Here is a 12,283-nt window from a genome sequence, read left to right on the forward strand (position 1 = left end):
GTGATATAGCTCAATGAAGAGCTACATCACCTTTTTAAATTATAAATATTTGTTATTCAAAAGTAATTTAAACTAAACAGACAATCTTTATATTTAAAATGTATTTTATGATGATATAATAATCATGTCGCCTATCTCTCAGGCGTCACTTCGACGATGAGAGGGGGTATTCATTCCATGTCTGAAATCTTTGTTCATATTATGACTACTGTTATCAGTGGTTGTATTGTTACGTTGTTTGCACATTGGCTACGGCATCGTAACGATAAGTAAATAGGCGACAATTGTAGTCACACTAAAAAATCCCCTCACTACCGCAAATAGTGAGGGGATTGGTGTTTCCATACTGAAATCTTTGTTGATTACATTATAACATGCGTTTGTACTATTGCAAAATGTTACATTTAAAAAAGATTTTAGTGAAGATATATCTTAAGAACCAGTCATTCCAGTTGCACCTTGTTGTGAACTAGCGCCACCTTGAGAAGACTGTTGTTGCTGTTGTTTTATTTTGTCTGGATCTAAAATAGTATCATCAACTGCTTTTTTAATATCTCTATCTTTATAGTCTACATTATATTCGTCTAATATATCTTTATAAGCATCAGTTAATAATTTAGGATTTTTTTGAATTTTTTGTTCTAAAATTTTAGATTTAAGGTTAGATTTTTCAGAGTTAAAGTCTGTTTCTTTATCTGCTTTAATAATATGATAACCGTAGTCTGTTTTAACTACTTTAGATACTTCGCCTTCTTTAAGTTTGAATAGTGCTTTATCGAAGCTATCCATCATTTGGCCCTTAGTTACATAACCAAGAGAACCATCTTTTTTGGCACTTGATTTATCCATAGATTCTTTTTTAGCGATTTCTCCAAATTTACTTGGATCTTTAGATACTTCTTTTTGAATTTCTTCAGCTTTTTGTTTTGCTTTTTTATCTGATAAACCTTCTTTGTCACTATCTTTAGATTTTACTTTAATCAAGATATGAGAGGCTTTTTTAGTATTGTCTTTGATTTCTTTATCTGACACTTTAACTTTATCATTCAATAGTTCTTTTTGATAAGCTGATAAACGTTTTTGTTCTTTATAATCATCCATAGACATTCCTTGTTGTTTTAAGACACTTTCAAATTGATCTTTACCGCCATATTGTTTTTCTTCTTTTTTAATATCTTTTTCGATATCTTTAGTATCCACTTTGTCTTTATATTTATCTGCAAGAATTTTATCTAATACAATACTAAAGGATTTACTAGCGATTTGGTCTTTACCAATTTTCTTCATCACATCTTCTACTTTAACATCGCCAGCTTTTGATGAAATAAGAGTATTTTCTTTAGAATCAGTTGCATCAGATCCACATGCGCCTAATAAAAGGGCACTTGCAGTTACAGGTATCATAATTTTATTAAATGCTTTCATAAGTTGTTAACTCCTTTATGTATATAATCAAGTAAAATATAACATATAAAATGAGGCGTACCAATTCATAACCCTCTCTTTAGGACTATAGTACTAGTTTTATTAAAAAAACATATGAATAAATTTGTTATATAAAATAAAAATTGGACCATATGAGAGGGTCCAATTTTAATATAAAGATCATTATACTGTTGTAACAAATTTCTCTTTCTTTAATATGTGGATACCAGATCGGTGTTCCTCAATATAATTTCCATAATTAGAGAAAATAAGTATCTTTAAATACATTAAATCTAAAATAGAAAAACCAAAGTTAAGTGCCAATAAAAACATAAAATAATGTCCATATTGCGGGAACTTCACACACAAAGCGATGAACAACATTGATATTAAAATGAAAGGTAAAATCAAATTAATACAAAAATAAATTTTATGAATAGGTGTATTAACGTAAGTATTAAAATATGGAATCCATTTTCTTCGCGTTAATTTATGTACTCTAAAAGATTTATAATAAGGAATAAAAAATAACAGATGTACACTTTTATGTAGTGGATACATAAAGAATGTAATTGCTAAAACAATAAGAAAATGTTTGTCAGATAATGGTGTATCACTAAAGAAATACATGATTTCATAACTAACTAAAAACATTATAATAGTACCAACAATACTCATGAAGGCAATTCTAGGTATGCCAAAACGTTCATGAATATCAATTTGTCTTGTACATAAAAACATGAGTCATGCCTCACTTCTTAATCAATATATGATTCGTATTATCTATTGAAATTTGTATGAAGTCAATATCTATTTGCAGATTAGATTAAATGAACATTCTTAATTTAATACTTATGTTCCAAAGTTATTAATAAAATAAAAACCCCTATCCAAATAATTATTCTTGAATAGGGGGAACATTATAGTACAAAAAATTATTTCTCTTTAGAAAATGTATTACTAATTTCTTCGCCACGATTTTGTAAATTTTCAATATGAGATTGTAATTTTTCGATATTAGGGTTGATATCAGATTTGAAGTTACCAATTAAAGTTTTGATTTCGTCACCAATTGAACTACCAAATTCAGTACCTTCATTTTTAATTTGTGAACTATAATTTAAAATATCGTTAAATGATTGTTTCATAGTTTCAAGTTCACGTTGTAACTCAGATTGAGCGCCAGTAGGTTGGCTACCATCAATAGTATTGTTCTTAACACTTTGGTCATCACGATTTCTTAAAGATACTGCGAAACCTGCGGCAACACCTACGCCAATACCAAATAATACGCGTGTTACTTTCATTATAATTCTCCTCACTTTTATATCTCGGATAATAGTATTATTCATCTTATACCCATTTTAATACAGATTATGCATGATTATTCGAAATGGGCTTGAATTTGAGCAGCAATTTCTTTTTTAGCATCATCATTTAATTCATCTTCATGTGTTTCCCATTTATAACCGAAACCATCAATATCATTTTCATATCTAGGAATTAAGTGAAAATGTAAGTGGAATACAGATTGATCAGCAAACTCACCATTATTTTGAATAATATTAAGACCATCAGGATTAAATGCTTTTTTAATTGCATTCGCTACTTTAGGTAGCGCAACGCCAATATGTTTCATTGTTTCTTCATCAGTTTCAAAAATATTTGCAGAAGCTTTTTTAGGAATTAATAAAGTGTGTCCTTTTGTAACTTGAGAAATATCTAAAAATGCATAGACATAGTCATTTTCATATATTTTAAAGCTTGGTATTTCACCAGTAATAATTTTACTGAAAATTGTTTCAGACATTTTGATAACACTCCTCTTCGTTTCATCTTAAAATACATTATAGCATTACTTAGGAAAAAACGTCATTCTTCATAGCTAATTTTAGGAGTAAAACATAATTTTTGGTACAATAGTTTTCGTGGAGGTGCCTTATGACAGTAAAAGTAGAACATCTAACAGGTGGTTATGGAAAACGACCAGTTATTAAAGATATCAATTTTGAATTAAATAAAGGTGAGATAGTTGGATTGATAGGTTTAAATGGGGCTGGAAAGAGTACTACAATTAAACATATGTTAGGATTATTAACGCCTTCATCAGGGTCACTATCAATTTCAGAAACAAATATAAATGACAATATAGAAGAATATCGTAGAAAACTTTCATATATTCCAGAATCACCAGTAATATATGAAGAATTGACTTTACAAGAACATATAGAAATGACTGCGATGGCTTATGGTCTTACACATGAAGTAGCAATGGAAAGGGCAAAGCCTTTATTAAAAGTATTTAGACTTGAAGATGAATTAAAAGTTTTTCCAAGTCATTTTTCAAAAGGTATGAAACAAAAAGTCATGATTATATGTGCATTTATTGTGAATCCTGAATTATACATTATCGATGAACCATTTCTAGGATTGGATCCATTAGGTATACAATCAATGCTCGATTTAATGGTAGAAAAGAAAAATGAAGGACGTACAGTTCTTATGAGTACACATATTTTAGCTACTGCAGAGCGTTATTGTGATCGATTTATTATCTTAGATAAAGGTGAAGTTGTAGCATTTGGTAATTTAGAAGAGTTAAGAGAACAAACAGGATTGAAAGAACACACACTAGATGATATTTATATTCACGTCACTCAAGGTGGAAATGCCAATGATTAATGAGGCAACTACATTATTCAGGAAACGTCAGAAAGCGATTCGAAAGGAAAAGAATTATTATAATAAATTCATTTTCAATGGTCACTTTACAGTATTTTTATTAATATTATTTGGTGCTTTTATAATGGGGTATGGCGAATGGTTGAAGCATATACCTCAACATATTGATTATGCTTTGATTACAAGTATTATTATCGCCTTGTTATCATTATTTCCATTAAGAACATTATTAAAAGAAGCAGACCAAATTTTTCTATTACCATTTGAAAAATATATGAAACGATACATGACATTAAGTATTAATTATAGTTATTTCACTAGAATAATGATGTTATTACTTATTCTTATTGTTCCCTTCCCATTATTCTATCAATTAAGTGAAAGTAATATTCAATATTATATTGCATTTGCGTTAGTTGCCTTATTAACACCATATATAGTATTGCATTTAAGATGGTGTTTATATCAATTAGGTGTATCTACTTGGATAGTTAATGTGAGTTTTTTCATTATTTTAAGCCTTAATTTTTATATAATATTAGGCTTACATTCTTATTTAGGGATATTAATTACGATTGCAATGGCAGTGTTAATTGTTGTACTAAAAGGTAAGGTAGCTAAACAATTATACCCGTGGGAAAGAATGATTGCGATTGAGCAAAGACATCATACGAATTATTATAAATTCGTGAATATGTTTACAGATGTTAAACATTTAAGAGAGACAGCAGTACGTCGTAGTTATTTAGATTTTATTTTACCAGTACCAAAAGGCAAAAAATTTAATGCCAATCAAATGTACTTATATTTATTTATGAGAAGTTTTGTAAGAGGGAGAGATGCTTTTAGCATTATAATAAGATTAATGTTAATCGCAGTTGTATTAATCATATGGCTTTCTCATCCTATTGTAGGTATTTTAATAGGAAGTTTATTTATGTATATCACGCTATTGCAAATGTCACAGTTTTATACGCAACAAGCTTATGGTCTCTGGCCTCAAGTTTGGCCAGCACCAGATACTATTGTAATTAAAGGATACGAAAAATTTCTTTATAGACTTATGATAGTTATAGGTGTGGTATTCACAATAGCATTTTCAATTATGAATCCTACATTATTCTTTTTCTCAATTGTATTTTTCTTAGTAGGCTATTTGACTATTAGAAGTACAATTAAAAAACTAAAATATCAAGAAACGTTATTACGAGATTAAAAAAGTTGTCCTATTTGCGAAATTGAATTACTTCGCTATAGGACAACCTTTTTTATTATTGATGATCTACAGGATATAAGTAACGTTCGAAATAACTTGAATGTTGACCACTATATCCAAAGAATTGATTTAAAGCAGTTTTAGAAAAGTGCTCCTGGAATAAATCTGATGATTTGAAATCTTCATAAGCACTTCTATTTGCAAAACCAAAATATAATTTATAAGTATTACCTTCTAATGGTCTCAATAATCGATAACTTTTGAAACCACCAAAGTTATCAAATGGAGCACCAAAATGAAGAAGTTGTTTTTCTAATTGATTTTTATGATCTTCAGATGAAGGTATGAAGAGCGCAGAATAGAAATGTTCTTCATTAAATTCACCCACGCTATATAAAACTTCATAAGCACTTGGATGCTTCAGTACAGATTTGCCTTCAGTTTCTTCTAAAATAACAGATGTATCTGAAGCAGAATATTGAAATAGATTATGATCTGGATTATTAATTTGAATTTGATTTAAAAAACCATAAGTACCATACGATGTATATAAATTCATGATCCTTACCTCCCTTGTTTTAATTAATTATACGATTATAAATTTCTATTTTCTACCTTCAAAGTCTTAATTTTGAAATAAATGTATAAAAATGGATTGATTTTTTACAAATTAAACTAAAATTAATTGCTATTAATTTATATCATTACTATTAAATGTTTAATTATAATACTAATACACTTTAACAAAACGAAAAATTATGAGATAAGCTATGTAGATACAAATAATTTATAAAACATTTTACTATGTCTTTTTTATGACATTTAAGCACATTAAAATACGAAATAACTAAGTATATGCTATTATAGATAAGAATGATTTTAATTTAGGAGGACTATATGGTACATAGTAAGAATGATACTATTTTAAAAATGATTAAAGGTGAAAAGACCTCTCATACACCAGTCTGGTTTATGCGTCAGGCAGGGCGATCTCAACCTGAATATCGTAAATTAAAAGAGAAATATTCACTGTTTGAAATTACTCATCAACCTGAACTATGTGCTTATGTGACACATTTACCAGTTGATAATTACAATACGGATGCAGCAATTTTATATAAAGACATTATGACACCTTTAAAACCTATTGGTGTAGATGTAGAAATTAAATCTGGAATAGGTCCAGTCATTCAAAATCCAATCAAAACAGTCCAAGACGTGGAAAAGTTATCACAGATAGATCCGAAAAGAGATGTGCCATATGTTTTAGATACAATCAAACTGTTAACTGAAGAAAAATTAAATGTACCTTTAATTGGATTTACTGGCGCACCATTTACACTAGCCTCATATATGATAGAAGGTGGCCCTTCTAAAAACTATAATCAAACAAAAGCTATGATGTACAGTGATGAAGCGACTTGGTTTGCTTTAATGGATCATTTAGTAGCGGTTTCGATAGATTATGCTAATGCACAAGTAGAAGCTGGTGCTGAATTAATTCAAATTTTTGATTCATGGGTCGGCGCATTAAATGTTCAAGACTATAGAAAATATATTAAACCAGGTATGGACAAGTTAGTTAAAGGCATTAAATTAAAACATGATGTTCCAGTTATTTTGTTCGGAGTGGGTGCTAGTCATTTAATCAATGAATGGAATGATTTACCTATAGATGTATTGGGACTTGATTGGAGAACATCAATACAACAAGCACAACAGCTTGGTGTAACTAAGACGCTACAAGGTAATTTAGATCCTTCATTATTATTAGCACCATGGGATGTAATAGAAGAAAGATTAAAAGATATCTTAGATCAAGGCATGGAAAGAGGACAACATATTTTCAACCTTGGACACGGTGTGTTCCCAGAAGTTCAACCAGAAACTTTACGTAAAGTAAGCCAATTCGTTCACGACTATACACATCAGTAATTTAGCATTATGAATTTCAATAGATTAAGTAACAGCAATAGACTAAAGGGTGGTTTTATAAATGAGTAAAACAATAGGTTTATTAGTAATGGCATATGGTACACCTTATAAAGAAAGTGACATTGAGCCATATTATACTGACATTAGACATGGTAAAAAACCAACAGATGACGAGCTACAAGATTTAAAAGATCGTTATGAATTTATTGGGGGATTATCTCCATTAGCTGGAACAACAGACAGACAAGCAGAAGCATTAAGAGATGCATTAAATGAATCTTATGAAGATGTAGAGTTTAAATTATATTTAGGGCTAAAACATATTTCACCGTATATAGAAGAAGCGGTTGAATCTATGCATAAAGATGGAATTACTGAAGCGGTCACTGTTGTATTAGCACCGCATTATTCAAGTTTTTCAGTAGGATCTTATGATGAACGTGCAGAAGAAGAAGCTGAAAAATATGGTATTCAATTACATCATGTAAAACATTATTACCATCAACCTAAATTCTTAGAGTTTTGGACTAATCAAATCAATCACACATTAGAACAAATTCCTGCAGACGAACATGATGACACTGTATTAGTAGTATCAGCTCATAGCTTACCAAAAGGTTTAATTGAGAAAAATAATGATCCTTATCCAAATGAATTACATGATACTGCTGTACAATTAAAAGAGCAATCAAATATTATCCACGTAGCAGAAGGTTGGCAATCAGAAGGTAATACAGGTACACCGTGGTTAGGACCTGATGTTCAAGATTTAACAAGAGATTTATTTAATGAACATGGATATAAACATTTTATTTATACGCCAGTAGGATTTGTATGTGAACACCTTGAAGTGTTATATGACAATGACCATGAATGTAAAGTAGTATGCGATGAAATAGGTGCAAACTACTATCGTCCAGATATGCCTAATACACATCCATTATTTATTGGTGCGATTGTAGACGAAATTAAAACAGTATTTTAATAGAAGGAAGCGTGAATGATTTTGAGTAAGAATGTAGCAATCATCGGAGCAGGTATAACCGGTTTAACAAGTGCCTACTATATGAAAAAACAAAATCCTAACTTAAATGTTACTATCTATGAGGCAAGTAATCGTCCAGGTGGTAAAATTCAAACGTATCGTAAAGATGGTTATACTATTGAATTAGGACCCGAATCATACTTAGGTAGAAAAACTATTATGACTGATATAGCTAAGGAGATTGGATTAGGCGATGATTTGATTACGAATACTACAGGTCAATCATACATTTATGCTAAAAATAAATTATATCCTATCCCAGGTGGTTCTATTATGGGAATACCTACGGATATAAAACCTTTTATAAAAACAAAATTGATTTCTCCATTAGGTAAGTTACGAGCAGGTCTAGATCTATTTAAAAAGCCTATAGAGATTGAAGATGACATTTCAGTAGGTGAGTTTTTTAGACAGCGTTTAGGTGATGAAGTACTTGAAAATTTAATTGAGCCACTAATGGGTGGCATTTATGGTACAAATATTGATGATTTAAGTTTGATGAGTACTTTCCCTAATTTTAAAGAAAAAGAAGAAGCTTTTGGTAGTTTAATCAAAGGCATGAAAGATGAGAAGGAACAACGTATTAAACAACGCCAACTATATCCAGGTGCCCCTAAAGGTCAATTTAAGCAATTTAGACACGGACTTAGTTTGTTCATAGAGGCTTTAGTTGAAGCTGTAACAAAACAAGGTGTCAATATTGAATATAATACAGAGGTTGAAGATATTATTATATCTCAAACTGACTATCAAGTAATTGTCGATGGCAAAAAAGAATTTTATGATGGGGTATTAGTAACAACACCACAACAAGTCTTTATGGACTGGTTTAACCATGATCCAGCATTTGATTATTTCAATACAATGGATTCAACGACAGTAGCAACAGTGGTACTTGCATTTGATGAAAAGGATATTGAAAATACTTATGATGGAACAGGTTTCGTTATTGCTAGAACAAGTAATACAAGCATAACAGCATGTACATGGACTTCAAAAAAATGGCCATTTACAACTCCAGAAGGAAAAGTGTTAATCCGAGCTTATGTTGGTAAACCAGGAGATACAGTTGTTGATGACCATACAGATGAAGAAATTGTATCTATTGTACGTCAAGATTTACAACAGATGATGACGTTCAAAGGTGACCCAGAATTTACCATTGTTAATCGTTTGCCTAAGAGTATGCCTCAATACCATGTAGGTCATATTAAGCAAATTAGAGAAATACAACAGCATATTAAACGAACTTATCCACGTTTAAAAATTACTGGTGCACCATTTGAAGCAGTTGGACTACCAGATTGTATTCAACAAGGACATAATGCAGTTGATGAAATGCTAGAAGAATTAAAGTTGATCAATTAACAAATCAATTAAGCACTTTGAAGGGATAAATATATCTTTTTAAAGTGCTTTTATTATAAAATAAAGTAAAATGAGTCATGATTATTTTTTAAATTATATAATGTGAGGTTTGATAATAATGACAGACGTAATAATAGTTCATTCAAGTGTAGGCAATGCACATAACCATTGGTATGAATGGTTAGGACATAATTTAACATTAGAAGGTTATGAGGTTACATTATTTAATTTAGAAGCAGATACACCTGCTAATCTAGACATGTGGGTAACACAAATGCAACATCAAATAAATGTTAGGAAAAAAGATACATATTTTGTGACACATGGATTTGGAACAATCGCAAGTTTGAAATTTATTGAAAGTTTGAATCAAAATATTGAAGGTTTATTCAGTATTGCTGGATTTAGAGACGATGCTCAAGATATTGATGAAAATATAGATTTACAAGATGTAACCATAGATTATGATACTATCAAAAATAAAGTAGACTACTTTTATGGACTTTGTTCAAAGAGTGACAAGCATGTTTCGTATAAAGAAACAAAAAGACTTATGGATACACTAGAAGGTCATATTCGTGTTGTTGAAGAAGGCGGTCATTTCATGGAAGAAGATGGTTTTACGACATTTACCGCTTTACAAGATCGTATGCAAGGACTAATGACACAATAATTTGATTAGCACAGGGGAGGAGAGGTATTTATAAAGTTTAATCAGATATAAACAATAAGAGTTTTGTTATCGGTGTTAATATAGTGCTAAAAGATAACTAAACATGAATATTAAACCAATGTTAGTAGGATTTATTTGAAGGAATGTTCCAGTAGATACGTCGCAAAATCAATAAGCTTTATTAAGAAATGTTTCTTTTTAAGATTTATAACATGTGTAAAAAGTTTAATTTGATGATGTTGGCAAGTGATTTTGTGACCATTTGCACACTTTTGTTATAAAATGATTTAACTAGTTAATTATTACACATTTTAATTGTAAATAATTATTGACTATTAGTTTTAAAATTAATATACTAATAAAGTGTTAAGCGAGAGCGATTTAAAGCTAATTTGATGTATCAAACATTTTGAAATTTAAGAGATTGTAAATTTAAATTAAAAAATGTATTGACTTTGTTAAGTTAATAATGGTACAATAATCAAGTAGTCAAAAATAATATTATCGCGGGATGGAGCAGTTCGGTAGCTCGTCGGGCTCATAACCCGAAGGTCGGTGGTTCAAATCCGCCTCCCGCAATACATAGTTTTAATAGGTCTCGTAGTGTAGCGGTTAACACGCCTGCCTGTCACGCAGGAGATCGCGGGTTCGATTCCCGTCGAGACCGCCATCATTATTATTGTGGTTCAGTAGCTCAGTTGGTAGAGCAATGGATTGAAGCTCCATGTGTCGGCAGTTCGACTCTGTCCTGAACCATTCGTCATTTTTGGCGGTTGTGGCGAAGTGGTTAACGCATCGGATTGTGGTTCCGACATTCGAGGGTTCGATTCCCTTCAACCGCCCCATAATCGTATTACATTTCACATTTTATATGCGGGTGTAGTTTAATGGCAAAACCTCAGCCTTCCAAGCTGATGTTGTGGGTTCGATTCCCATCACCCGCTCCATTATTATTCCACAGTAGCTCAGTGGTAGAGCTATCGGCTGTTAACCGATCGGTCGTAGGTTCGAGTCCTACCTGTGGAGCCATGGCTCCTTGGTCAAGCGGTTAAGACACCGCCCTTTCACGGCGGTAACACGGGTTCGAGTCCCGTAGGAGTCATACAAACAGAAGTGAAATATCGCTTCTGTTTTTTTATTTATCATATTATATATTATGGAGAGTTGTCCGAGTTGGCCGAAGGAGCACGCCTGGAAAGTGTGTAGGCGCCACAAGCGTCTCGAGGGTTCGAATCCCTCACTCTCCGTACATACGTAAAAATCAGTGAAAATCTGATAAGCTAAAAGTAGGGGGAACGTTGTTAAATCAACGTTCTTTTTTATTTTGGTGAAAATTTGTAACAATCTGTTTTGAAATAAAACCGTCAACTAGGTCGACAACATTTCAAAAATTATTGAATATTGTCGGTTTGTTTGTCAGTTTGACCGTTAAACTCCTAGAACGATGCTAGTTTCGCATCTAAACTTTTTTCTTCTTTTTCTTTTAATTCATCTAATAAATGACTATATACTCTCCAAGTAATTTCTATATTTGAATGACCTAATCTTTTACTTACATATTGAACACTAAATCCTTTTGTTAATAACATAGATGCAATTGTATCTGTAAGTTTGAAAAAATTTAAATCTAATTTAATATTACTCTTCATCATCATCTAGTAAATCAGTCATATTTACTATGATTTCTTTCGTATTAGTATCAATCGATAGTTCATTGCTATAGCCAATAGATTTTACTTTAATGATGTCACTATCTGATTTTAAAACTAATTCAGCGTGTTGGTTTCTCTCCAAAATAAGAAAAGTTTCATTATTACTTATGATTTCATGTCTAGAATTTAAACCATTAATTATAATATTCCAATTATTGAATTTCATTAAAAAACACTCCTTTAATTTAGTTTTTTATAAAGAAAATCCTAGAATCATACCCAAAGGT

General features: G+C 30.9%; 14 protein-coding genes and 8 tRNA genes. 15 read left to right on the forward strand and 7 right to left on the reverse strand.

Annotated features, from left to right (window positions below; translation table 11 throughout):
* The first annotated feature begins 177 nt into the window (after positions 1 to 177).
* On the forward strand, positions 178 to 273 hold the full coding sequence (locus NSQ15_RS04820; protein ID WP_107999723.1) for a type I toxin-antitoxin system Fst family toxin: 96 nt from the start codon (positions 178 to 180) through the stop codon (positions 271 to 273).
* Positions 274 to 432: 159 nt separating this feature from the next.
* Here the strand turns inward: NSQ15_RS04820 and prsA are convergent, their stop codons facing one another.
* The 4 genes from prsA to NSQ15_RS04840 all read right to left on the reverse strand — a co-directional run bounded on the left by prsA (position 433) and on the right by NSQ15_RS04840 (position 3,235).
* A complete protein-coding gene (gene prsA, locus NSQ15_RS04825; protein ID WP_029056284.1) occupies positions 433 to 1,425 on the reverse strand; it encodes a peptidylprolyl isomerase PrsA in 993 nt (330 codons plus the stop codon).
* Between the two features lie 183 nt (positions 1,426 to 1,608).
* Entirely contained in the window at positions 1,609 to 2,166 is a 558-nt protein-coding gene (locus tag NSQ15_RS04830; RefSeq protein ID WP_029056283.1) for a DUF3267 domain-containing protein, read from the reverse strand.
* Between the two features lie 194 nt (positions 2,167 to 2,360).
* On the reverse strand, positions 2,361 to 2,732 hold the full coding sequence (locus tag NSQ15_RS04835) for a YtxH domain-containing protein (protein WP_017638293.1): 372 nt from the start codon (positions 2,730 to 2,732) through the stop codon (positions 2,361 to 2,363).
* Positions 2,733 to 2,809: 77 nt separating this feature from the next.
* Complete coding sequence (locus NSQ15_RS04840; RefSeq protein WP_017638294.1) at positions 2,810 to 3,235, reverse strand: HIT family protein; 426 nt, start codon at positions 3,233 to 3,235, stop codon at positions 2,810 to 2,812.
* Positions 3,236 to 3,366: 131 nt separating this feature from the next.
* Between NSQ15_RS04840 and ecsA the strand changes: the two genes are divergently transcribed.
* Both ecsA and ecsB read left to right on the forward strand, forming a co-directional pair.
* Positions 3,367 to 4,107 carry an ABC transporter ATP-binding protein EcsA gene (gene ecsA, locus NSQ15_RS04845; RefSeq protein WP_070454050.1) on the forward strand — a complete coding sequence of 247 codons (741 nt, stop codon included), beginning with the start codon at positions 3,367 to 3,369 and terminating at the stop codon, positions 4,105 to 4,107.
* A complete protein-coding gene (gene ecsB, locus NSQ15_RS04850; protein ID WP_029056282.1) occupies positions 4,100 to 5,323 on the forward strand; it encodes an ABC transporter permease EcsB in 1,224 nt (407 codons plus the stop codon). Before ecsA ends, ecsB begins: the two co-directional genes overlap by 8 nt.
* A 55-nt stretch (positions 5,324 to 5,378) precedes the next feature.
* On the opposite strand, the gene traP is transcribed toward ecsB, so the two are convergent.
* Positions 5,379 to 5,882, reverse strand: coding sequence for a signal transduction protein TRAP (traP, locus tag NSQ15_RS04855; protein ID WP_017638297.1), 504 nt, complete (start codon positions 5,880 to 5,882; stop codon positions 5,379 to 5,381).
* A gap of 338 nt (positions 5,883 to 6,220) precedes the next feature.
* Here traP and hemE point away from each other — a divergent pair, with 338 nt between their 5' ends.
* The 12 genes from hemE (at position 6,221) to NSQ15_RS04920 (ending at position 11,591) form a co-directional block, all read left to right on the forward strand.
* On the forward strand, positions 6,221 to 7,258 hold the full coding sequence (gene hemE, locus NSQ15_RS04865) for a uroporphyrinogen decarboxylase (RefSeq protein WP_017638298.1): 1,038 nt from the start codon (positions 6,221 to 6,223) through the stop codon (positions 7,256 to 7,258).
* A gap of 61 nt (positions 7,259 to 7,319) precedes the next feature.
* Positions 7,320 to 8,243 carry a ferrochelatase gene (gene hemH, locus NSQ15_RS04870; protein ID WP_217193970.1) on the forward strand — a complete coding sequence of 308 codons (924 nt, stop codon included), beginning with the start codon at positions 7,320 to 7,322 and terminating at the stop codon, positions 8,241 to 8,243.
* A gap of 21 nt (positions 8,244 to 8,264) precedes the next feature.
* Positions 8,265 to 9,671: a protoporphyrinogen oxidase gene (gene hemY / locus NSQ15_RS04875; protein ID WP_340747184.1), complete on the forward strand. Its 1,407-nt coding sequence runs from the start codon at positions 8,265 to 8,267 to the stop codon at positions 9,669 to 9,671.
* 118 nt (positions 9,672 to 9,789) lie between these two features.
* Positions 9,790 to 10,344, forward strand: a complete 555-nt coding sequence (locus NSQ15_RS04880) for an RBBP9/YdeN family alpha/beta hydrolase (RefSeq protein ID WP_070454043.1) — start codon at positions 9,790 to 9,792, stop codon at positions 10,342 to 10,344.
* Positions 10,345 to 10,849: 505 nt separating this feature from the next.
* Positions 10,850 to 10,923, forward strand: a tRNA-Met gene (locus NSQ15_RS04885).
* A 15-nt stretch (positions 10,924 to 10,938) separates the two neighbouring features.
* A tRNA-Asp gene (locus tag NSQ15_RS04890) sits at positions 10,939 to 11,014 on the forward strand.
* A 13-nt stretch (positions 11,015 to 11,027) separates the two neighbouring features.
* A tRNA-Phe gene (locus tag NSQ15_RS04895) sits at positions 11,028 to 11,100 on the forward strand.
* Positions 11,101 to 11,113: 13 nt separating this feature from the next.
* Positions 11,114 to 11,189 (forward strand) — tRNA-His (locus NSQ15_RS04900).
* 28 nt (positions 11,190 to 11,217) lie between these two features.
* Positions 11,218 to 11,291 (forward strand) — tRNA-Gly (locus tag NSQ15_RS04905).
* 7 nt (positions 11,292 to 11,298) lie between these two features.
* Positions 11,299 to 11,373 (forward strand) — tRNA-Asn (locus NSQ15_RS04910).
* A 1-nt stretch (position 11,374) separates the two neighbouring features.
* A tRNA-Glu gene (locus tag NSQ15_RS04915) sits at positions 11,375 to 11,446 on the forward strand.
* A 56-nt stretch (positions 11,447 to 11,502) separates the two neighbouring features.
* A tRNA-Ser gene (locus NSQ15_RS04920) sits at positions 11,503 to 11,591 on the forward strand.
* 189 nt (positions 11,592 to 11,780) lie between these two features.
* On the opposite strand, the gene NSQ15_RS04925 is transcribed toward NSQ15_RS04920, so the two are convergent.
* Together NSQ15_RS04925 and NSQ15_RS04930 are read right to left on the reverse strand one after the other, a co-directional pair.
* On the reverse strand, positions 11,781 to 11,999 hold the full coding sequence (locus tag NSQ15_RS04925) for a tyrosine-type recombinase/integrase (RefSeq protein ID WP_124760143.1): 219 nt from the start codon (positions 11,997 to 11,999) through the stop codon (positions 11,781 to 11,783).
* On the reverse strand, positions 11,983 to 12,222 hold the full coding sequence (locus tag NSQ15_RS04930) for a hypothetical protein (RefSeq protein ID WP_217193969.1): 240 nt from the start codon (positions 12,220 to 12,222) through the stop codon (positions 11,983 to 11,985). The genes NSQ15_RS04925 and NSQ15_RS04930 overlap by 17 nt, the downstream gene beginning before the upstream one ends.
* Between the last annotated feature and the right edge of the window lie 61 nt (positions 12,223 to 12,283).

Origin of the sequence: Staphylococcus sp. FSL W8-0774, assembly GCF_038006785.1 — a bacterium.
Taxonomy (GTDB): Bacteria; Bacillota; Bacilli; order Staphylococcales; family Staphylococcaceae; genus Staphylococcus; species Staphylococcus pasteuri.